Source organism: Streptomyces sp. NPDC001902 (assembly GCF_042891295.1).
Taxonomy (GTDB): Bacteria; Actinomycetota; Actinomycetes; order Streptomycetales; family Streptomycetaceae; genus Actinacidiphila.
This window is the reverse complement of sequence record NZ_JBIATA010000003.1, coordinates 444,379-465,075: the sequence shown is the minus strand read 5'-3', so window position 1 is coordinate 465,075 and position 20,697 is coordinate 444,379. Positions and strand designations below refer to the sequence as shown.

The following is a 20,697-nucleotide window of genomic DNA, read 5'->3' as shown; positions in this document are numbered from 1 at the left end:
GCCTCCGGCATCCCACCAGCGCCCCCAGGCCCTCGCGCCGGGGGCGCTTTCGCGTGTTGCTCAAACGTGAAGCCGTGGTGCCATCTGAGAAAAATTGTTGGCACGCAGTGTCTTGCAGGGTGGCACGCGGTGCCATAACGTGAGAACTGTCCGGGCGGGCGGCGTGCTGGGATCCGTCGCACGCCGTCTGTCCCCAAAGGCCCGGACGCCTGCGTCACAGGCATTCACCGCGCCACCAAGCGCCCCCGCTCCATCCGTGCGACCGCCACGGACAGCAGCACCACCGCCGAACCGACGGCACCACCCACCGCAACCCCCGACGTTCCCTCAAGCGTCCCTACGTCGCGCTTCGCCGGAGGCATCACCGTGAAGGACATCCTCGACGCAATCATGGCGTCCGAAAGCACGGCCGCGGACTTCGCCGCGCTGCCGCTTCCCGAGTCGTACCGCGCCATCACCGTCCACAAGGACGAGGACGGCATGTTCGAGGGCGTGGACAGCCGCGCGAAGGACCCGCGCAAGTCGCTGCACCTGGACGAGGTGCCCGTGCCCGAGCTCGGCCCGGGCGAGGCCCTGGTGGCCGTCATGGCCAGCTCGGTCAACTACAACTCGGTGTGGACGTCGATCTTCGAGCCGGTGTCGACGTTCGGTTTCCTCGAGCGGTACGGCAGGCTCTCCCCGCTCACCAAGCGCCACGACCTGCCCTACCACGTCATCGGCTCCGACCTGGCGGGCGTCGTGCTGCGCACCGGCCCCGGCGTGAACCTCTGGAAGCCGGGCGACGAGGTCGTCGCGCACTGCCTGTCCGTCGAACTGGAGTCCGCGGACGGCCACAACGACACGATGCTCGACCCCGAGCAGCGCATCTGGGGCTTCGAGACCAACTTCGGCGGCCTCGCGGAGATCGCGCTGGTCAAGTCCAACCAGCTGATGCCCAAGCCCAGGCACCTCAGCTGGGAGGAGGCCGCGGCCCCTGGCCTGGTGAACTCCACCGCCTACCGCCAGCTGGTCTCCCGCAACGGCGCCGGCATGAAGCAGGGCGACAACGTCCTGATCTGGGGCGCCAGCGGCGGCCTGGGCAGCTACGCCACCCAGTTCGCGCTGGCCGGCGGCGCCAACCCGATCTGCGTGGTCTCCTCGCCGCAGAAGGCGGAGATCTGCCGCCGCATGGGCGCCGAGGCCATCATCGACCGCACCGCCGAGGACTACCGGTTCTGGAAGGACGAGCACACCCAGGACCCGAAGGAGTGGAAGCGCCTCGGCAAGCGCATCCGCGAGCTGACCGACGGCGAGGACGTCGACATCGTCTTCGAGCACCCGGGCCGTGAGACCTTCGGCGCCTCGGTCTACGTCACCCGCAAGGGCGGCACGATCGTCACCTGCGCGTCGACCTCGGGCTACAACCACGAGTACGACAACCGCTACCTGTGGATGTCGCTCAAGCGCATCGTCGGCTCCCACTTCGCGAACTACCGCGAGGCGTGGGAGGCCAACCGCCTCGTCGCCAAGGGCAAGATCCACCCCACGCTGTCGAAGACGTACCGCCTGGAGGAGACCGGCCAGGCAGCGCACGACGTGCACCGCAACGTGCACCAGGGCAAGGTCGGCGTGCTCGCGCTCGCCCCCGAGGAGGGCCTCGGCGTCCGCGACGCGGAGCTGCGCGCCGAGCACCTCGACGCCATCAACCGCTTCCGGAACGTCTGAGAACGGGAACGAGCATGAGCGAGCGTCAGAAGGATCGTCCGTGGCTGATGCGGACGTACGCGGGGCACTCCACCGCCGAGGCGTCCAACGCCCTGTACCGGCGCAACCTCGCCAAGGGCCAGACCGGGCTGTCGGTCGCGTTCGACCTCCCGACGCAGACCGGGTACGACCCCGACCACATCCTGGCCCGCGGCGAGGTGGGCCGGGTCGGGGTCCCGGTCGCCCACCTCGGCGACATGCGCCGGCTCTTCCAGGACATCCCCCTGGAGGAGATGAACACCTCGATGACCATCAACGCCAGCGCCATGTGGCTGCTCGCGCTCTACCAGGTGGTCGCCGAGGAGCAGGGCGCCGACGTCACCAGGCTCCAGGGGACGACGCAGAACGACATCGTCAAGGAGTACCTGTCGCGCGGGACGTACGTCTTCCCGCCCGGCCCGTCGCTCCGGCTGACGACGGACATGATCGCGTACGCGGTCAACCACATCCCCAAGTGGAACCCCATCAACATCTGCAGCTACCACCTGCAGGAGGCCGGTGCCACGCCGGTGCAGGAGATCGCGTACTCCATGTCCACCGCGATCGCGGTCCTCGACGCGGTCCGCGACTCCGGCCAGGTGCCGCAGGAGCGGATGGGCGACGTCGTCGCGCGCATCTCCTTCTTCGTGAACGCGGGCGTGCGCTTCGTCGAGGAGATGTGCAAGATGCGGGCCTTCACCCGCATCTGGGACAAGATCACCCGCGAGCGCTACGGCATCGAGGACGCCAAGCAGCGCCGCTTCCGGTACGGGGTTCAGGTCAACTCGCTCGGCCTGACCGAGGCCCAGCCGGAGAACAACGTCCAGCGCATCGTGCTGGAGATGCTGGCGGTGACGCTCTCCAAGGACGCCCGGGCCCGCGCCGTGCAGCTGCCGGCCTGGAACGAGGCGCTCGGCCTGCCGCGCCCCTGGGACCAGCAGTGGTCCCTGCGCATCCAGCAGGTGCTGGCCCACGAGAGCGACCTGCTGGAGTACGGCGACATCTTCGACGGCAGCCACGTCGTCGAGGCGAAGGTCACCGAACTCGTCGACCGGTCCCTGGCCGAGATCGAGCACATCCAGGAGATGGGCGGCGCCATGGCCGCCGTGGAGTCCGGCTACCTGAAGTCGCAGCTGGTCTCCTCGCACGCCGAGCGCCGGGCGCGGATCGAGTCCGGCCAGGAGAAGATCATCGGCGTCAACTGCTACGAGGGCACCGAGCCCAGCCCCCTCACCTCCGACCTGGACGGCGCCATCATGACCGTCGACCCGGAGAACGAGGCACGGGTCGTCGCCGCCCTCCACGACTGGCGCGACAACCGGGACGAAGTACGGGCGCAGCGGTCGCTGGAGGCCCTCAAGGCCGCGGCCGCAGGGACGGGCAACCTGATGGAGGCCACCCTGGAGTGCGCCCGGGCGGGTGTCACCACCGGCGAGTGGTCCTGGGCGCTGCGCGACGTCTTCGGCGAGTTCCGCGCGCCGACGGGCGTGAGCAGCGCCCCCGTGGCGGTCACCGCCGAGCCGGGCACGCCGCTGGCCGCGGTACGCCGCAAGGTGGCACTGACCGCCGAGGAGCTGGGCACCGGCAAGCTGCGGCTGCTGGTGGGCAAGCCGGGCCTGGACGGTCACTCCAACGGCGCCGAGCAGATAGCCGTACGGGCGCGGGACGCCGGCTTCGAGGTGGTCTACCAGGGCATCCGGCTGACGCCCGAGCAGATCGTGTCGGCGGCGGTCGCCGAGGACGTCCACTGCGTGGGCCTGTCGATCCTCTCCGGCTCGCACGCCGAGCTGGTCCCGGACGTGCTGGACCGGCTCCGCAGGGCCGGGGTCGACGACGTGCCGGTCATCGCCGGCGGCATCATCCCGCCGGCGGACGCGGCCAAGCTGGTCGAGTCCGGCGTCGCGGCCGTGTTCACGCCGAAGGACTTCGGGATCACCGAGATCATCGGCAGGATCGTGGACGAGATCCGCAGGGCCAACAAGCTGGAGCCGCTGGAGGTCGCCGCGTGACCCCGGCAGCGAACACCCGTACGAACACGTTCGACACCCCGGAGGCGTAGGAGAGATGCAGTTCGGCCGTACGTATGAAGAGTTCGAGGTCGGTGCCGTCTACAAGCACTGGCCCGGGAAGACGGTCACCGAGTACGACGACCACCTCTTCTGCCTCCTGACCATGAACCACCACCCGCTCCACATGGACGCGAACTACGCCGAGAGGACCACCGACTTCGGGAAGAACGTGGTCGTGGGGAACTACGTCTACTCGCTGCTGCTCGGCATGTCGGTGCCGGACGTGTCCGGCAAGGCGATCGCCAACCTGGAGGTCGAGTCGCTCAAGCACGTGGCGCCGACCTTCCACGGCGACACCATCTACGGCGAGACGACGGTGCTGGACAAGTGGCCGTCGAAGTCGAAGGACGACCGCGGGATCGTCCACGTGGAGACCAAGGGCTACAAGCAGGACGGCACCCTGGTGTGCGTCTTCCGCCGCAAGGTGATGGTCCCCACCGCCACGTACATCAAGGAGCGCGGCGGCGAGCAGCCCGGCCGCCCCGAGCTGAACGCCTAGGAGACAGCAGACATGAGCCGCCTCGCGCAGACCGACGGGCTGACCGACGTCCAGCAGGAGATCCTCTCCACCGTCCGCAGCTTCGTCGACAAGGAGATCATCCCGGTCGCCAACGAGCTGGAGCACAAGGACGAGTACCCCACCGACATCGTTGAGGGCCTCAAGGAACTCGGCATCTTCGGCCTGATGATCCCCGAGGAGTACGGCGGCCTGGGCGAGTCCCTGCTCACCTACGCCCTGACGGTCGAGGAGATCGCCCGCGGCTGGATGAGCGTGTCGGGCATCATCAACACGCACTTCATCGTCGCCTACATGCTCAAGCAGCACGGCACCCAGGAGCAGAAGGACCACTTCCTGCCCCGCATGGCCGCCGGCGACGTGCGCGGCGCCTTCTCCATGTCCGAGCCGGGCCTCGGCTCGGACGTCTCGGCGATCCGCACCAAGGCGGTCCGGGACGGTGACGACTACGTCATCAACGGCCAGAAGATGTGGCTGACCAACGGCGGCACCTCCAACCTCGTCGCGGTGCTGTGCCGGACCGACGAGGGCCAGCCGGAGGACGCGGCCCCGCACAAGTCGATGACGACCTTCCTCATCGAGAAGGAGCCGGGCTTCGGGCCGAACCCGACGGTGAAGGGCCTCACCGTGCCCGGCAAGATCGAGAAGATGGGGTACAAGGGAGTCGACACGACCGAACTCATCCTCGAGGATGTGAAGATTCCGTCAAATCGCGTCCTGGGCGGTCAGAGCGGCCGCGGTTTTTACCAAATGATGGACGGGGTCGAGGTCGGCCGGGTCAACGTGGCCGCCCGCGGCTGCGGCGTCGCACAGCGCGCCTTCGAACTGGGGATCGCGTACGCCCAGCAGCGGCAGACCTTCGGCAAGCCGATCGCGCAGCACCAGGCGATCCAGTTCAAGCTCTCCGAGATGGCCACCAAGGTCGAGGCGGCCCACGCGCTGATGGTGACCGCGGCCCGCAAGAAGGACTCCGGCCAGCGCAACGACCTCGAGGCCGGCATGGCGAAGTACCTGGCCGCGGAGTACTGCAAGGAGGTCGTGGAGGACGCCTTCCGCATCCACGGCGGCTACGGCTTCTCCAAGGAGTACGAGATCGAGCGCCTCTACCGCGAGGCCCCGATGCTGCTCATCGGTGAGGGCACCGCCGAGATCCAGAAAATGATCATCGGGCGCCGGCTGCTCGAGGAGTACCGAATCCAGGGGTGAATGTCTGGGTTGTGACACTTTGTGCGAGCCAAAGGTCACACCCAGTCATCAAATACCGGCCACTGACTCGACTGCTGGCTTGCCCAGTTGCCGGTCACTCCCGATACCATTCACGGAAAGCCGCCGTCCCCTGCACCATCATTGCGGCACCCTCCGCTACGAAGGTCTTCCATGCCCCACAGCCATTCCTCTGCACAACGCGACAGCCGGGCCGGCGTACGCCTCGCGCGCGGAGCGTCGCCGTGGCTCCTCCCGACCGTGGCCACCGCCGCGATCAGCCTCGTCCGCGCCCGCCGCTCCGGGCGCTGGGCGGCCGTGGCCGTCCCCACCACCGCCCTCGCGGCGGGCATGCTGTGGTTCTTCCGCGACCCCGAGCGTGAGATCACCCAGGGCCGCGTCATCTCGCCGGCCGACGGTGTGGTGCAGAGCATCATGCCGTGGAAGGACGGGCGCACCCGCGTCGCGATCTTCATGAGCCCGCTGAACGTCCACGTGAACCGCGCGCCGCTCGCCGGCACCGTCACGTCCGTCGAGCACATCCCCGGCGGTTTCGTTCCGGCGTTCAACAAGGAGAGCGAGAACAACGAGCGGGTCGTCTGGCACTTCGACACCGAGCTCGGCGACATCGAGATGGTGCAGATCGCCGGAGCCGTGGCGCGCCGCATCGTCCCTTACGTGCCGCAGGGCACCAAGGTGGAGCAGGGCGAGCGCATCGGCCTGATCCGCTTCGGCTCCCGTGTGGACATCTACCTGCCGGAGGGCGTCGAGCCCGACGTCGAGGTCGGCCAGACCACCGTGGCTGGGGTGACGCGCCTTGACCGTGATTGATCCCGACACCCAGGCGCCGTGGGTCGCCGCGGTGGACGAGGACGACGACGATGACATGCCGCTGTCGACGCGGCTGTCGATAGCGGACGGCCTCACCCTCGGCAACGCGATCTGCGGATTCATGGCGGTGTACTTCACCACCACCGGGGTGCTCGTCCCGCACCTGATGGGCAACACCGACGGCGGCATGACGCGGCACAGCGCCGCCACCGCCGTGCTGCTGATGCTCATGGCCTCGGTCTTCGACCTCTTCGACGGCCTCGTGGCGCGCAAGCTCCGCAGCTCGGCGATGGGCGCGGAGCTGGACAACCTGTCCGACCTGATCAGCTTCGGCCTGGCCCCCGCCTACTTCGTGGTCGTCTGGGGCCTGATCTCGGACGACGCCTACGGCAAGCTGTCGGCGGTGGCGGCGGTCGTGGTGCTGCTCGCGGTCGTCCTGCGCCTGGCCCGGTTCTCCTGCACGACGGTGCGGGAGGGGATCTTCCAGGGCATGCCGAGCCCCTTCGGGGCGATGACGGTCATCTCCGTCGTGCTGCTGGAGCTGCCCTTCATCCCGACGGTGCTGGCCATCGTCGGTGTGGCGTGGCTGATGGTCAGCCGGGTCGAGTACCCCAAGCCCCGCGGCCGGCTCGCCACGATCACGCTGGCCTGGATCGTGCTGAGCATGGGCTGCCTGGTCTGCTGGGCGTTCGCCGTACCCGGCGGTGACGTGCTGCTGCAGACGGGCGCGGCCCTGCAGATCTGCGCGGCGGCGGTGATCCCGCTCTTCGCGACGACCCGCCGGGTCAACACGATCCGCAACAACCGCCGCGAGGCGCGTACGGCGCAGCTTCCGTAGCCGCACGACGTACGACGTACGACGTACGTGACAGGGGCCCCGAGCCGGGAAGGCTCGGGGCCCCTGGCGTTCCCGGGTCAGGCCGGCAGGTCGCGCGCGATGTCCTCGGCGAGGCGCTCCAGCAGCGGCCCGGCCTCGGCCATGCAGCGCGCCGGGTCCGGCTCGAGGTCGGTCAGGGCGTACGCCCGCCGGATGCCGGCCGCGCCCAGGGCGGCGCCGGACAGCGCGAGGCGGCCGCAGACGGCGACCACGTCCACGTCCCGGGCACGGGCGGCGGCCGCGACACCGGCCGGGGCCTTGCCGTGCAGGGTCTGTTCGTCCAGCGAGCCCTCGCCCGTGATCACCAGGTCGGCCCGCTCCAGGGCCGCCGCGAAACCGAGCATGTCCAGGAGCACCTGGACGCCGGGCCGGAAGGAGGCGCGCAGGCCCACCAGCGCCCCGAACCCGACCCCGCCGGCCGCACCCGCCCCCGGGGCCTCGGCGGCCGCACCGGCCTCCAGCACCTCCGCGTAGTGGGCGAGCGCCGCGTCCAGCGTGGCGACGTCCTCCTGCGTGGCACCCTTCTGGGGGCCGTAGACGGCGGCGGCGCCCTTCGGGCCGAGCAGCGGGTTGTCGACGTCGCTGGCGAGGACGACCTCGGTCGCAGCGAGCCGCGGGTCGAGGCCGGACAGGTCCGCCGAGGCCAGCCCGGCGAGCGCCGCGCCGCCCGGGCCCACCGGCTCGCCCCGGCCGTCCAGCAGGCGGGCGCCGAGCGCGACGAGCATGCCCGCGCCCCCGTCGTTGGTCGCGCTGCCGCCGACGCCGAGCACGACGGACCGCGCGCCCGCGTCGAGCACGGCCAGCAGCAGCTCACCGGTGCCGCGGGTGGTCGCCGTCAGCGGCGCGAAGACGCCGGGCGGCAGGTGCCGCAGCCCCGAGGCCTCGGCCATCTCCACGACGGCGGTGCCGTCGCGCAGTGCGTACGCGGCGGTGACCGGCTCCCCCAGCGGCCCGGTGACCTCCACCAGGCGCCGCTCGAATCCGGCGGCGACAGCGGCGTCCACCGTTCCGTCCCCGCCGTCGGCCACCGGCACGGACTCGACGACGAGGTCGGGGGCGGTGTTCCGCAGCCCCGCCCCGAGCCGCTCCGCCACCTCGACGGCGGTGAGCGAGCCCTTGAACTTATCCGCGGCGATGAGCACCCGCGCGGGCCGTGCGTCCGTCACATTGATCTCCCTTACGGCAGGTCGCGCCGCTTGGACCCTATCCCGGGGTGTCCGGGCGGTACACCGGAGGCATGGCCCTCTCTCTCCACGACCGCATCCTGGGCGGCTGGCTCGGCCGGATCGCCGGCAACATGCTCGGCAAGCCCGTCGAGCGCGGCGACCACTGGACCCGGGAGCGCATCGACCGCTACCTGCGCCGGGCCGGGGCGCTGCCGCTGACCGACTACATCCCGGCGCTGGACCCGCCTGCGGATCCGGCGGAGTTCGAGCTGCGCCCGGAGTGGCCGCAGTGCACCCGCGGCAACATCCACGGCAGCGCGCGGGACGACGACGTCGACTACGCGATCCTCGGGCTCGACCTGCTGGAGACGTACGGCCCGGACTTCACCACCGAGCAGGTCGGCGAGCTGTGGCTGCTGCGGCTGCCCTATCTGCAGACCTTCACCGCCGAGCGCGCGGCGTACCGCAACCTCGCGGGCGGGATGAAGCCGCCGCTGACGGCCACGGCCGACAACCCGTACCAGGAGTGGATCGGGGCGCTGATCCGCGCCGACGTCCACGGCTGGACCTCCCCCGGCGACCCCCGGCGGGCCGCGTCGCTCGCCCGCCGGGACGCGGTGCTGTCGCACACGGGGAACGGCGTGTACGGCGCGATGTGGGCCGCGGCGCTGATCGCGGCGGCGTTCACCGCGCCCGACGCCCGGGCCGCGCTGGAGTCGGCGCTGCAGCACGTCCCGCCGGGCTGCCGGCTGGCCCGCACGGTGCGCCGGACGATGGCGCTGCACGCGGCGGGGCTGGACTGGGCCGGCACGATGGCGGAGCTGGACGAGGAGACGCGCGGGCTGCACTGGATCCACGCCGTCCCCAACGCCGCGCTCGTCACCGCCGGGCTGTTGTACGGCGCGGGCGACTTCACCGCCACGATCGCGCTGACCGTGCGCGGCGGCCTGGACACCGACTCCGGCGGCGCGACCGCCGGTTCGGTGGCCGGGGTGTTCTGCGGCGCGGCAGCGATCCCGCCGCAGTGGACCGAACCGCTGGAGGACCGGGTGCGCAGCGCGGTGTTCGGCTTCGACGGCGTGGCGATCAGCGAACTCGCCCGTCGCACGGCGCTGCTCGTGCCGTAGGGTCCGCGTGTGCGATACATCGTTGTGGGAGCGGGCGCGGTCGGCGCGACGATCGGCGGCCGGCTGTACGAGAGCGGTCACGAGGTCGTCCTGGTCGCGCGGGGAGCGCACCTGGAGGCGCTGCGCGAGCGTGGGCTGACGCTGCGGACGCCGGACGGGACGCTGTCGCTGCCCGTCCCGGTGGCCGGGGGCCCGGAGGGGCTGACGCTGCGCGAGGACGACGTGCTGGTGCTGGCCGTGAAGACGCAGGACACGGAGGCCGCGCTCGCCGCCTGGGCCCCGGTCGCGGACCACCTGCCGCTGGTCTGCGCCCAGAACGGCGTCGCCAACGAACGCATGGCGCTGCGCCGCTTCCGCGACGTGTACGGCATGTGCGTGTGGCTGCCGTCGACCCACCTGGAGCCCGGCGAGGTGGTCGCCCCCTGCGGTCCGCTCACCGGCATCCTCCACCTGGGCCGCTACCCGCACGGAACGGACGGGCTCGCGCGGGCCGTCTCCGCGGACCTGGAGAAGTCCTCGTTCGCCGCCCCGGTCGTGGCCGACGTGATGCGCTGGAAGTACGCCAAGCTGCTGTCGAACCTCGGCAACGCCGTCGAGGCGCTCTGCGGCGGCTGGGACGACACGGCCGCCGGCCTCGTCAAGCGGGCGCGGGCCGAGGGCGCCCAGGTGCTCGACGCGGCCGGCATCCCGTACGCGGGCGAGGAGGAGCAGGCGGCCGTCCGCGGCGACCGGGTGAGCCTGCGACCGGTCGACGGCTTCGCCCGGGGCGGCGGCTCGTCCTGGCAGAGCCTGACCCGGGGCACCGGGAGCGTCGAGGCGGACTGGCTCAACGGCGAGATCGTGTTGCTGGGACGGCTCCACGGGATACCCGTCCCGGTCAACGAGACGCTGCGACGGCTCGCGAACCGTACGGCACGCGACCGCCGCGCCCCCGGAAGCCTGGACCCGGCGCAGGTGGCCGCCGCCGTCGAGGGTCGCGAACCCGTAGGTTGGGGCTCGTGACGACCACCGATTTCGACGCCTACATCGACAGCCTGCCGAAGATCCTCGCCGGGGCCAGCACGCTCTTCCGCGACGCCGACGGCCGGATCCTGATCGCCGAGACCACCTACCGCCAGGACGGCAAGTGGGTGCTGCCCGGCGGCACCATCGAGTCGGCCGACGGGGAGACCCCCCGCGAGGCGGCGCGCCGGGAGACCCTGGAGGAGGTCGGTCTGGACGTCGAGCCGGGCGCCCTGCTCGCCGTCGACTGGGTGCAGTGGCCGGGCCGCCCGCCGCTGACCTCCTACCTGTACGACGGCGGCGTGCTCGACGAGGCCGCGCTCGGCGCGATCGTGCTGCAGGAGGAGGAGCTGTCCGCCTGGCGGATGGCGACGCCCGAGGAGGCCGAGGAGTACCTCTCCCCCGGCCTCTACCGCCGTGTCCGCGCCGCCCTGGCCGCACAGGCGGACGGCGCCTGCCCCGTCGAACTGGTCAACGGCCGCCCCCCGGTGGTCGGTCAGCGGCCCACCGCGTAACCCTGCATGCCGCGGGGGTCGGCCGCACCGGTCTCCGGGTCGCGGGCCACGGGGCTGTTCGCCCGGCGCATGGCAACGCCCCCGGAGACCGAGGAGCAGTCCCGCCACCGGCCTCCACCACAGGTCCGCGCCGCGCCGCCCTGCCGGCCGTCCCGGCGGCCCGTGCCTGCCCGGGCGACGGGTCAGCGGCCCACCGCGTAACCCTGCATGCCGCGGGGGTTGGCCGCGGAGGACAGGACGCCGGTCTCCGGGTCGCGGGCCACCGCGCACAGGCGGCCCTCGGACCAGGGGGCGGCAACGGTGACGTCGTGGCCGCGGCTGCGGAGCCCGGCGATGACGGACTCCTCGAAGCGGCTCTCCACGGTGAGGCTGCCGGGCCGCATCTCCCGGGGGTGGAAGGAGCTCGGGAAGCTGTCGTTGTGCCAGTTGGGCGCGTCGATGGCGCCCTGGAGGTCGAGGCCGCCGCGGACGGGGGCGCGCAGGGCGACGCCCAGGAAGAAGTGCAGCGACCACTGGTCCTGCTGGTCGCCGCCGGGGGTGCCGAAGGCCATCACCGGCACGCCGTCGCGCAGCGCGAGCGACGGGGTGAGCGTGGTGCGCGGACGGCGGCCCGGGGTGAGGGAGTTCGGCAGCCCGGGCTCCAGCCAGGTCATCTGCAGGCGGGTGCCGAGCGGGAAGCCGAGCCCGGGGACCACCGGGTTGGACTGGAGCCAGCCGCCGCTGGGGGTGGCGGCGACCATGTTGCCCCAGCGGTCGACGACGTCGAGGTGGCACGTGTCGCCGCGGGTCGCGCCGTTGTGGGCGACGGTCGGCTCGCCGACGCCCATGGCGTCGAATCCCGTTGCCGCGGCGGCGTCGTGGAGCGGGAAGTGCGGCAGCCGCGGCGTACGGCCGCCCGGGCTGCCGGGGCGCAGCTCGTGGGAGGCCTTCGCCTGGTCGACCAGGGCGCGCCGTGCGTCGTTGTAGGCGGGTGACAGCAGTTCGGCGAGGGGGACGTCGTCCTGGGCGTCGCCGTACCAGGCCTCGCGGTCGGCCATCGCCAGCTTGGTGCCCTCGACCAGGGTGTGCACGTAGTCGACGGAGCCGTACTCCAGTTCCGCGGGATCCGGCGGCAGCAGGGCCAGTTGCTGCAGGAAGGCCGGGCCCTGGCTCCACGGTCCCGCCTTGCAGACCGTCCAGCCGTTCCAGTCGAAGGTCACCGGGTCCTCGTGGTGCGCCTCGTACGCGACGAGGTCGTCCCCGGTCAGGGTGGAGGCGTGGCGCTCCCCCGTGGTGTCCATCGCGGGACGGGCGGCGAAGGTGGCCAGCGCCTCGCCGATGAAGCCCTCGCGCCACACCCGCCGGGCCGCCTCGATCTGCGCCTCCCGGTCGCTGCCGGCGGCCTCCGCCTCCCGCAGCAACCGCCGCCAGGTGGCGGCGAGGTCGGGGTTGCGCAGCAGGTCTCCCGGCCCGGGCGGGCGGCCGCCGGTCAGGTACAGCTCGGCCGAGGTCGTCCACTCCGTCTCGAACAGCGCCTGGACGGAGCCGACCGTGGCGCCGACCGCCTCCACCGCGGGGTGGCCGTGCTCGGCGTAGCCGATGGCGTAGGAGAGCACGTCCGCGAGCGGCTTCGTGCCGTGGTCGCGCAGCAGCACCATCCAGGCGTCGAACGCACCGGGCACGGCGGCCGCGAGCGGACCGGTGCCGGGGACGAAGTCCAGGCCCAGCGCGCGGTAGTGGTCGACGCTCGCCCCGGCCGGGGCGGGGCCCTGGCCGCAGAGCACGCGCACCGGACCGCCGGCGGGCGCGACGATGATCGGCACCTCGCCCGCGGGCCCGTTGAGGTGCGGCTCCACCACGTGCAGGACGAACCCGGCGGCCACCGCCGCGTCATAGGCGTTGCCGCCGCTCTCCAGCACGGCCATCGCCGACTGCGAGGCGAGCCAGTGCGTGGAGGAGGCCATGCCGAAGGTGCCTTGGAGGGTGGGCCGGGTCGTGAACAATTCCGTACTCCTCGCGCCGGGGGTGCACCTACACTCGCACGATGCCCCACGAGCCCGAACACGTACCCCCAGTCTCCTCCATGGCACGGTCGCTCGCCCGGGTCCCCGGTGTGGTCGCGGTGATGCTGGGCGGCAGCCGGGCGCGCGGAACGCACCGCCCCGACTCCGACTGGGACCTCGGCGTGTACTACCGGGGCGAACCGGACCTGGCGGCGCTCGCCGCGCTCGCCGCCGAGGCGACGGGCACACCGGTGGAGATCGCCGGCCCCGGCGGCTGGGGTCCCTGGGTGAACGGCGGGGCGTGGCTGCGCGTCGACGGCGTCCAGGTCGACTGGATCCTGCGGGACCTGGACCGGGTGGGGCGGGTGTGGGACGACTGCCGCGCCGGCCGCTACGAGGTCGGTGTCCAGGCCGGCCATCCGCTGGGCTTCTGGTCCCCCGTGTACGCCGGTGAGGTCGCCCTCGGCCGCGTCCTGGCCGACCCGGCGGGTGAGCTGACCGCGCTGCGCGAGCGGACGCTGGTCTACCCGGAGCCGCTGCGCGAGGCCCTCGTCGGGGCCTCCTGGGAGGCGGACTTCCTGGTCGTGAACGCCCGCAAGTCCGCGGGTGGCGGGGACGTCCTGCACGCCGCCCTGTGCCTTTCACGGGCGGTCGGGGTGCTGACGCAGTCGCTCCACGCCCACCACCGCGCGTGGTGCCTCAACGAGAAGGGCGCCCTCGCCGCCGCGGACGCCCTCCCCGACACCCCGCCCGGCTTCCGGTCCCGCGCCGAAGCGGTGCTGTCCGGCCTCGGCGACCCGGTCACGGCGGTGGAGGACGCCGCCGCCCTCGTCGCGGACGTCCGCGCGGCGCTGGGCTGACCCCGGGCGGAAACACGCGGGTCCCGGCGCCGGACGAGCGGATCAACCGATGTTGGTGTGCTGCGCCCAGTCGTTGTGGAAGGTGAATCCGCCGCTCGCCGGCGGCATCGGCGACTGCACCTCGATCCAGCACAGCGGCTCCGTGCCGAGAGCCGCGAATCCGTGCGACGCGCCGACGGGCGCGAAGACGAGGTCGCCGACCCCGGCCAGGTCCTGCTCACCGTCACAGAAGGACCGCGTCTGTCCGGAGATCAGGTAGTAGATCTCCTCGAACGGATGGAAGTGCTCCTTCGCCGTCTTGAGCGGGGCGTTGTCCACCACGCCCGGGGTGAACTGCACGATGAACATCGCGTGGTGGCGCGCCCCGAGGAGGTCGTCCACCATCATGCGGATCTGGACGTTCTGCACGTTCGCCCCGTGGTAGCCGGGCATGGAGATCGACCCGGGCGGCGCCATGTCCGTCTGGTCGAAGTGACCGACGTACGGCTTGGCCGGGTCGAGTTCGTCGACGGCCACGCCCTGCGTCGGCACCTGGGTCTCGGGCGCTTCGAACACCCCCCACGTCCCCCTGCCGTCGATGGGGCGCGGCTGGGGAGCGTGCACACGCAACATGCGCACGCGCTGATCCGTGGGGTTGCTCCACGCGTGACCGACGGCGTAGGGCACGAGGCCGAAGTCATGGGGACGCAAGGCGTACCGGTGGTCGGCCACCGCGAGCAGCGGGTTGCCCTCCAGGACGAAGAGCGACTCCTCGAACGGGTGCCGGTGACCGATGACATGGCCACCGGGCTCGAGTTCGACGATCGCGATCGACAAGTGGCCGGCGCCGCTGTCCGGGCCGAGGAAATGCGCCACCCTGACGCCCTTGCCCGGCTCACTCGGGTGCGACTCGACGAACTCAAGGGAGTCCCCCCGGCGGATGCTCAAGGATCGGGGGGCCCGCGAGACCTCTGCTGACTGCTTCATGGTCACCTTTCCCTGCTTGGTCCAGTGGTACGAGACTGTTCACGACCGCTGTTAGTCGAGACAAAATCGCAGGTGAACGCAGGTGTGGCCGGTGGGCGAGCGGCACCCCCGATATACGTTCGCGCCGGGCCGCCAGCCGTCCTACCCTCGGCGCATGGCCAGGCCTCTCGTAGCCGTCCTCAGTGGCGCAGGTATCTCCACCGACTCCGGCATCCCGGACTACCGCGGTCCGAACGGGCTGTGGCGGCGCGATCCGGAGGCGGAGAAGCTCGTGACGTACGAGCACTACATGGCCGATCCCGATGTGCGCCGCAGGTCGTGGCGGATGCGCATGGAGAGCCCGACGCTGGAGGCGCGGCCCAACGCGGCGCATGACGCGATCGTCCGGCTGGAGCGGTCGGGCGTGGCGGTGCGCGTGATCACGCAGAACGTCGACGGGCTGCACCAGATGGCGGGGCTGCCCGAGCGCAAGGTGCTGGAGCTGCACGGCACGGCCCGCACCGTCGTGTGCACGCGGTGCCACGACCGGGCGCCGATGGACCAGGCGCTGGCGCGGGTCCGGGCGGGCGAGCCGGACCCGGCGTGCGGGAAGTGCGGCGGAATCCTGAAGTCGGCGACCGTCATGTTCGGGCAGCGGCTGGATCCGGTGGTGCTGGGCAACGCGATGGCCATCGCCAAGGGCTGCACGGTCTTCATCGCGGTCGGCACCAGCCTGCAGGTGCAGCCGGCGGCATCGCTCGCCGGGATCGCGGCGGAGCACGGGGCGCGGTTGGTGATCGTCAACGCCGAGCCGACGCCGTACGACGAGATCGCGGACGAGCTGGTGCGCGAGCCGATCGGGAGCTCGCTGCCCGCGCTCCTGGACGGGATCGCCCGCGAGGCCGCCGCGGGGTGACGCGCGTGCCCCCGGACGGATCGTCCGGGGGCACGGCTCAGGGCAGGTTCGCCGCGGCGGTCACCAGCGGTGGTGGACCTGGGCGCGGATGCGCCGGTCGTACAGGTCCCGCACGGCGTCCAGCGTGCTCTGCGGCAGCGGCGGCAGGGCCGCGGCCTCGGCGTTGGCGCGGGCCTGCTCGACGGAGCGGGCGCCGGGGATCACGGTGGTGACGCCGGGCTGCTGGATGATCCAGCGGAGCGCCGTCTGGGCCGGGGTCGCGCCCTGCGGGGAGAGGGCGGTGAACTCGGCGGCGGCCTCCAGGCCGGTCGCGTAGTCGACGCCGGAGAAGGTCTCGCCCTGGTCGAAGGACTCGCCGTGCCGGTTGTAGGTGCGGTGGTCGTCGGCCGGGAAGACCGTGTCCTTGGTGTAGCGGCCGGACAGCAGGCCGGAGGCGAGGGGCACGCGGGCGATGATGCCCACCCCGGCCTCGGCGGCGGCCGGCAGGACCTGCTCCAGCGGCTTGAGGCGGAAGGCGTTGAGGATGATCTGCACGCTCGCGACGCCCGGCCGGGCGATCGCGGTCAGCGCCTCCTCGCAGGTCTCGACGCTGACGGCGTAGGCCGCGATGCGCTCCTCCTCGACGAGGGTGTCGAGGGCGTCGAAGACCGCGTCCGAGGAGTAGACGGCGGTCGGCGGGCAGTGCAGCTGCACCAGGTCGAGGGTGTCGACGCCGAGGTTGGCCCGGGACCGGTCGTTCCAGGCGCGGAAGTTGTCCAGGACGTAGTTCTCGGGGACCTGGGCGACCCGGCGGCCCATCTTCGTGGCGACGAAGATCCCGGCGTCCGGGCGCTCCCGGAGGTAGCGCCCGATCAGCTGCTCGCTGCGTCCGTCGCCGTAGACGTCCGCCGTGTCGAAGAGGGTCACGCCCTCCGCCACGGCCGCGTCCAGGACGGCGAGTGCGTCCTCCTCGCGGACCTCGCCCCAGTCGGCGCCCAGCTGCCAGGTGCCGAGACCCACGACGGACACCTTGCGGCCCGTCCTGCCCAATACGCGCTGCTCCATGCCTTCGATGCTAGTCGCTGCCCCGCCGGCCGCGGCCGACGGGGCGGGCGCTACCGGGCTACCGGGCTACCGGCGGGCGGTCCCCTCCAGGTGGCGGCGCACGGCGCGGGCCGCGTGGTGGCCGGACATGCCGTGGACACCTGGGCCGGGCGGGCTGGCGGAGGAGCAGAGGAAGACCCCGGGGCGCGAGGTGGTGTACGGGTTCCACTGCAGCTTGGGGCGGAAGGCCGTCTGGAGGCCGGCGAAGGCCCCGCTGGCGATGTCACCGCCGACGTAGTTGGCGTTGCGGGCGGCGAGTTCGGCCGGTCCGCTGACCGCCCGGGCGAGGACGAGGTCCCGGAAGCCGGGGGCGAAGCGCTCGATCTGCCGCTCGACGGCCTCGGTGGCGTCGCCCCGAAAGCCGTTGGGCACGTGCCCGTACGCCCAGAAGACGTGCTTGCCCTCGGGCGCCCGCCCGGGGTCGACGACGGTGGGCTGGGCGGTGATGAGGAACGGGGTCTGCGGCGGGCGGCCGCGTACCACCCGGTTCAGCGCGTCGCCGATCTCGCCGAAGCTCGGCCCGATGTGCACGGTGCCGGCCCGGCGGGCCTCGGCCGCGGTCCAGGGCACGGGGCCGTCCAGGGCGTAGTCGACCTTCCAGACCGCGGGTCCGTAGCGGTAGTTCCGGTACGCGTCGCCGAGCCCGGCGATGCGCGCCAGCGCGGTCGGCGAGGTGTCGAAGACGTACGCGCGCGCCGGCGGCAGCTCGTCGAGCTTGCGGACCATGACGCCGGTGTGGACGGTGCCGCCGAGCAGCAGCAGGTAGGACGCGAGGGCGTCGGCGAGCGACTGCGAACCGCCGCGCGGGACCGGCCAGCCGACCTCGTGGCCGGAGACGGCGAACATCAGCGCCGTCGCACCGGTGAGCGGGCTGGTCAGCGGGGCGATCGCGTGGGCGGCGAGACCGGCCAGCAGCCCGCGGGCCTTCTCGTCGCGGAACAGCCGGGCGAGCACGGCCACCGGCGGCAGCCCGGTCAGCCCGAAGCTCGCGAAGCGCAGCGGGTCCCGGGGCAGTCCCCGCCACTGGGGGCGCAGGAGGTCGTGGGCGAGGGTCTTCCAGCGGCCGACGTATGGGGCCAGGAGCCTGCGGTAGGTGCCCGCGTCGCGCGGTCCGAGCGAGGCGGCGGTCGCGCCGACGGTGCGGTCCAGCACCGCCGCGGTGCCGTCGTCGAAGGGGTGCGCGAGCGGCAGCTCGGGGTGGAGCCACCGCAGGCCGTGGTCGGCGAGCGGCATCGCGTTGAACGCGGGCGAGCCGGCGCCGAGCGGGTGCACGGCCGAGCACGGGTCGTGGCGGAAGCCCGGCAGGGTCAGTTCCTCGGTGCGCGCGCCGCCGCCGACCTGGTCGCCGGCCTCGAAGAGCTCCACGGAGTGCCCGGCGCGGGCGAGTTCGACCGCGGCGGTCAGGCCGTTGGGCCCGGCTCCGACGACGATGACGTCCGTGACGTGTGCCCTGCTCATCGGTCACCTGCCATGAGGTCGACGACCCGTCGCGCGGTCGCCTCGTCGCGCGCCACGGAGAAGGGGAAGGCGTTGCCGCCGCCGATGCGGAAGGGCACGCCCTCCGCGGTGATGCTGGCGCCGCCGGCCTCGGTGACCAGCAGCAGTCCGGCCGCGTGGTCCCAGGGCGACTCCCAGGTGAACGCGACGGCGTCGATGGCGCCCCGGGCGACCTCCAGGTAGTCCAGCCCTGCGCAGGTGCACTGACGGGACTCGACGCCGTCGGTGCCGAGCCCCTCGAACCGGCGCCGCTCCTGTTCGTCGAGGAAGGCGAACTGCGAGGTGGCGACGGTGAGCGCGGACCCGCCGGAGTCGCGGGCGGTGCGGATCGGCTCGCCGTTGAGCAGGGCGCCCCCGCCGCGCCGGGCGGTGGCCATGAGGGCCAGCCTCGGCACGTACGTCCAGGAGGCGTGGACCTCGCCACCGCGGGCGAGCGCGACGAGCGTGGCGAACTCCGGCCTGCCCGCGACGAAGTTGGCGGTGCCGTCGACGGGGTCGACGATCCACACCGGGTCGTCCCCGCCGATGCGGCGCAGGACGCCCGGGTCGGCGTGCACGGCCTCCTCCCCCACCACGACCGAACCGGGCAGCAACGCCGGCAGTTCCTCGGCGAGCCGCAGCTCCGCCTCGCGGTCGGCGATGGTGACCAGGTCGCCCGGTCCGGTCTTGTGGCTGATGTCGGTTGCGCTCAGCCGGCGCCAGCGCGGCACGACCTCCGCCTCGGCGGTCGCGCGCACCGTGTCCTCGACCGCCTTGAAGAGTGCGTCATCGATCACTCCTCCATCAGACCAGATCGTCCGCGGCGCCGCGCACCCGTGGTGGCTTTGGCGGGTTCACGCCGTCCGTGCGGCGGGGCCCGCCTTCCGCATCAGGGCGCTGTACAGCACGAACGAGCTGACCAGGCCGACCGCCCAGCCGTAGTCCGCGAGCGGCTTCAGCAGCGGGATCAGGCCGTCGACGGGGAACGGGCCCTGCTTGCGGCCCTCGGCGTCGACGGTGGAGTACGAGCCGCCGACCGCCAGCAGGCCGCCCACGACGAGGGCGAGCACCGCCCGCCAGTTCCAGCCGCGGTGGTACCAGTAACGGCCGCCACCTGCCTCGTACAGCTCGGGCAGCGCCAAGTGAGTGCGCCGGACGACCCAGTAGTCGGCGATGAGGACGCCGGCCACGGTGCCGAGGACACCGCCGACCACGCCCAGCCAGGTGAAGATGTACAGCTCGGGGGTGGAGGTCAGTTTCCAGGGGAAGATCAGCACCCCGACGACGCCGGTGATCAGCGCGCCGGTGCGGAAGTCGACGTGCCGGGGCGCGAGGTTGGACAGGTCGTACGCCGGGGAGACCACGTTGGCCGCGATGTTGACGCTGATGGTGGCCACCAGCACCGTGACCAGGGCGTACAGCAGGCCGATGACGTTGTCGGTCTTGCCGGCCAGCTCGACCGGGTCCCAGATGGCCTCACCGTAGACCGCCTGGGAGCCGGAGGTGACCAGCACCGACAGGACGGCGAAGAAGGTCATCGTGGTCGGCAGCCCGAGCGACTGGCCCCAGACCTGGGCGCGCTGCCCGGCCCCGAAGCGGGTGAAGTCGGGGATGTTGAGGGAGAGGGTCGACCAGAAGCCGATCATGCCCATGAGGGCGGGGAAGAAGACCTTCCAGAAGTCCCCGCCCCAGCCGAGGGCGGAGGGCTGGTCCAGCAGGTGGCCGAGGCCGCCCGCCTTGTTGGTGATCCAGACCAGCAGGACGACGGCGCCGACGAGGACGAAGGGCGCGGCCCAGTTCTCGAAGCGGCGGAGCGTCTCCATCCCCCGGTAGATGATCGCGAGTTCCAGCGCCCAGAAGGCGAGGAAGCAGACCCACAGCGTCCACGGGTAGCCCGCCACGTGCGCGGCGCCCGCCCAGCCACCCCAGATCTTGCCGAGGAGGACGAAGATGCCCTGGCCGCCGATCCAGGTCTGGATGCCGAACCAGGCACAGGCCACGGCGGCGCGCAGCATCGCCGGGAGGTTGGCCCCGCGCACCCCGAAGGAGGAACGGGCCAGCACCGGGAAGGGGATGCCGTACTTGGGGCCCGCGTGGCCGGTGAGCAGCATCGGCGCGAGCACGATGACGTTGGCCAGGGCGATGGTGAACACCGCCTGCTTCCAGTCCATGCCGAGGGCCACCAGGCCGGAGGCGAGCGTCCACGACGGGATGTTGTGCGCCATCCCGATCCACAGCGCGGTGAAGTTGTAGGTGGTCCAGTGCCGTTTGGCGACGGGGATCGGCAGCAGGTCCTCGTTGGCGTACGGACCGTGCGGCACGGCCGCGTCGAGGCGGAGCTCGACGCGGCCGTCGGGGTGCGTGATCTGGTCGGGCGGCGTGGGGGCCGGCATGGGTGCGCTGCTC

The 20,697-nt window shown here is 72.3% G+C and carries 18 protein-coding genes; 11 read left to right on the top strand and 7 right to left on the bottom strand.

The window, feature by feature from the left end; all coding sequences use genetic code 11:
- The first annotated feature begins 366 nt into the window (after positions 1 to 366).
- From ccrA to pssA, 6 genes are all read left to right on the top strand, one after another.
- Positions 367 to 1,704: a crotonyl-CoA carboxylase/reductase gene (ccrA, locus tag ACFYYN_RS08370; RefSeq protein ID WP_500545147.1), complete on the top strand. Its 1,338-nt coding sequence runs from the start codon at positions 367 to 369 to the stop codon at positions 1,702 to 1,704.
- A 14-nt stretch (positions 1,705 to 1,718) separates the two neighbouring features.
- Positions 1,719 to 3,731, top strand: a complete 2,013-nt coding sequence (locus ACFYYN_RS08365; RefSeq protein ID WP_500545146.1) for a protein meaA — start codon at positions 1,719 to 1,721, stop codon at positions 3,729 to 3,731.
- A gap of 55 nt (positions 3,732 to 3,786) precedes the next feature.
- Positions 3,787 to 4,290, top strand: a complete 504-nt coding sequence (locus tag ACFYYN_RS08360; RefSeq protein WP_396569326.1) for a MaoC family dehydratase — start codon at positions 3,787 to 3,789, stop codon at positions 4,288 to 4,290.
- Positions 4,291 to 4,302: 12 nt separating this feature from the next.
- Positions 4,303 to 5,514, top strand: coding sequence for an acyl-CoA dehydrogenase family protein (locus ACFYYN_RS08355; RefSeq protein WP_500545145.1), 1,212 nt, complete (start codon positions 4,303 to 4,305; stop codon positions 5,512 to 5,514).
- A gap of 171 nt (positions 5,515 to 5,685) precedes the next feature.
- On the top strand, positions 5,686 to 6,342 hold the full coding sequence (locus ACFYYN_RS08350) for a phosphatidylserine decarboxylase (protein WP_499514813.1): 657 nt from the start codon (positions 5,686 to 5,688) through the stop codon (positions 6,340 to 6,342).
- The gene (gene pssA, locus ACFYYN_RS08345; protein WP_500321579.1) at positions 6,329 to 7,180 is read left to right on the top strand and encodes a CDP-diacylglycerol--serine O-phosphatidyltransferase; all 852 of its coding nucleotides are present in this window, start codon (positions 6,329 to 6,331) and stop codon (positions 7,178 to 7,180) included. The genes ACFYYN_RS08350 and pssA overlap by 14 nt, the downstream gene beginning before the upstream one ends.
- A 77-nt stretch (positions 7,181 to 7,257) precedes the next feature.
- Here pssA and ACFYYN_RS08340 read toward each other — a convergent pair whose 3' ends face one another.
- On the bottom strand, positions 7,258 to 8,361 hold the full coding sequence (locus ACFYYN_RS08340) for a glycerate kinase (RefSeq protein WP_500545202.1): 1,104 nt from the start codon (positions 8,359 to 8,361) through the stop codon (positions 7,258 to 7,260).
- 95 nt (positions 8,362 to 8,456) lie between these two features.
- Between ACFYYN_RS08340 and ACFYYN_RS08335 the strand changes: the two genes are divergently transcribed.
- The 3 genes from ACFYYN_RS08335 to ACFYYN_RS08325 are packed head-to-tail and all read left to right on the top strand — an operon-like array spanning position 8,457 to position 11,029.
- Entirely contained in the window at positions 8,457 to 9,512 is a 1,056-nt protein-coding gene (locus ACFYYN_RS08335) for an ADP-ribosylglycohydrolase family protein (protein WP_500321580.1), read from the top strand.
- Positions 9,513 to 9,521: 9 nt separating this feature from the next.
- A complete protein-coding gene (locus tag ACFYYN_RS08330) occupies positions 9,522 to 10,514 on the top strand; it encodes a ketopantoate reductase family protein (RefSeq protein ID WP_500545144.1) in 993 nt (330 codons plus the stop codon).
- Entirely contained in the window at positions 10,511 to 11,029 is a 519-nt protein-coding gene (locus ACFYYN_RS08325; RefSeq protein WP_500337237.1) for an NUDIX domain-containing protein, read from the top strand. Before ACFYYN_RS08330 ends, ACFYYN_RS08325 begins: the two co-directional genes overlap by 4 nt.
- 182 nt (positions 11,030 to 11,211) lie before the next feature.
- Here ACFYYN_RS08325 and ACFYYN_RS08320 read toward each other — a convergent pair whose 3' ends face one another.
- Complete coding sequence (locus ACFYYN_RS08320; protein WP_500545143.1) at positions 11,212 to 13,011, bottom strand: gamma-glutamyltransferase family protein; 1,800 nt, start codon at positions 13,009 to 13,011, stop codon at positions 11,212 to 11,214.
- 41 nt (positions 13,012 to 13,052) lie between these two features.
- On the opposite strand from ACFYYN_RS08320, the gene ACFYYN_RS08315 reads away from it, so the two are divergent.
- A complete protein-coding gene (locus ACFYYN_RS08315; RefSeq protein WP_500545142.1) occupies positions 13,053 to 13,871 on the top strand; it encodes a nucleotidyltransferase domain-containing protein in 819 nt (272 codons plus the stop codon).
- A gap of 42 nt (positions 13,872 to 13,913) precedes the next feature.
- Here the strand turns inward: ACFYYN_RS08315 and ACFYYN_RS08310 are convergent, their stop codons facing one another.
- Positions 13,914 to 14,837: a cupin domain-containing protein gene (locus ACFYYN_RS08310; RefSeq protein WP_500545141.1), complete on the bottom strand. Its 924-nt coding sequence runs from the start codon at positions 14,835 to 14,837 to the stop codon at positions 13,914 to 13,916.
- A gap of 154 nt (positions 14,838 to 14,991) precedes the next feature.
- Here ACFYYN_RS08310 and ACFYYN_RS08305 point away from each other — a divergent pair, with 154 nt between their 5' ends.
- Positions 14,992 to 15,732 carry an SIR2 family NAD-dependent protein deacylase gene (locus ACFYYN_RS08305; protein WP_500359635.1) on the top strand — a complete coding sequence of 247 codons (741 nt, stop codon included), beginning with the start codon at positions 14,992 to 14,994 and terminating at the stop codon, positions 15,730 to 15,732.
- Positions 15,733 to 15,792: 60 nt separating this feature from the next.
- On the opposite strand, the gene ACFYYN_RS08300 is transcribed toward ACFYYN_RS08305, so the two are convergent.
- From ACFYYN_RS08300 to ACFYYN_RS08285, 4 genes are all read right to left on the bottom strand, one after another.
- Positions 15,793 to 16,776: an aldo/keto reductase gene (locus ACFYYN_RS08300; protein WP_500321588.1), complete on the bottom strand. Its 984-nt coding sequence runs from the start codon at positions 16,774 to 16,776 to the stop codon at positions 15,793 to 15,795.
- A 66-nt stretch (positions 16,777 to 16,842) separates the two neighbouring features.
- Positions 16,843 to 18,273: a phytoene desaturase family protein gene (locus tag ACFYYN_RS08295; RefSeq protein WP_500545140.1), complete on the bottom strand. Its 1,431-nt coding sequence runs from the start codon at positions 18,271 to 18,273 to the stop codon at positions 16,843 to 16,845.
- Positions 18,270 to 19,088 (bottom strand): inositol monophosphatase family protein, encoded by an 819-nt coding sequence (locus tag ACFYYN_RS08290; RefSeq protein WP_500545139.1) that lies wholly within the window; start codon positions 19,086 to 19,088, stop codon positions 18,270 to 18,272. Before ACFYYN_RS08290 ends, ACFYYN_RS08295 begins: the two co-directional genes overlap by 4 nt.
- Positions 19,089 to 19,145: 57 nt before the next feature.
- On the bottom strand, positions 19,146 to 20,684 hold the full coding sequence (locus tag ACFYYN_RS08285) for an NCS1 family nucleobase:cation symporter-1 (protein WP_500359638.1): 1,539 nt from the start codon (positions 20,682 to 20,684) through the stop codon (positions 19,146 to 19,148).
- Positions 20,685 to 20,697: the final 13 nt, after the last annotated feature.

Coding starts and splice junctions, on each gene's coding strand:
- ACFYYN_RS08365 (WP_500545146.1), top strand. CDS start 1,719: ATGAGCGAGCGTCAGAAGGATCGTCCGTGGCTGATGCGGACGTACGCG.
- ACFYYN_RS08360 (WP_396569326.1), top strand. CDS start 3,787: ATGCAGTTCGGCCGTACGTATGAAGAGTTCGAGGTCGGTGCCGTCTAC.
- ACFYYN_RS08355 (WP_500545145.1), top strand. CDS start 4,303: ATGAGCCGCCTCGCGCAGACCGACGGGCTGACCGACGTCCAGCAGGAG.
- ACFYYN_RS08350 (WP_499514813.1), top strand. CDS start 5,686: ATGCCCCACAGCCATTCCTCTGCACAACGCGACAGCCGGGCCGGCGTA.
- ACFYYN_RS08335 (WP_500321580.1), top strand. CDS start 8,457: ATGGCCCTCTCTCTCCACGACCGCATCCTGGGCGGCTGGCTCGGCCGG.
- ACFYYN_RS08315 (WP_500545142.1), top strand. CDS start 13,053: ATGCCCCACGAGCCCGAACACGTACCCCCAGTCTCCTCCATGGCACGG.
- ACFYYN_RS08310 (WP_500545141.1), bottom strand. CDS start 14,837: ATGAAGCAGTCAGCAGAGGTCTCGCGGGCCCCCCGATCCTTGAGCATC.
- ACFYYN_RS08305 (WP_500359635.1), top strand. CDS start 14,992: ATGGCCAGGCCTCTCGTAGCCGTCCTCAGTGGCGCAGGTATCTCCACC.
- ACFYYN_RS08300 (WP_500321588.1), bottom strand. CDS start 16,776: ATGGAGCAGCGCGTATTGGGCAGGACGGGCCGCAAGGTGTCCGTCGTG.
- ACFYYN_RS08295 (WP_500545140.1), bottom strand. CDS start 18,273: ATGAGCAGGGCACACGTCACGGACGTCATCGTCGTCGGAGCCGGGCCC.
- ACFYYN_RS08285 (WP_500359638.1), bottom strand. CDS start 20,684: ATGCCGGCCCCCACGCCGCCCGACCAGATCACGCACCCCGACGGCCGC.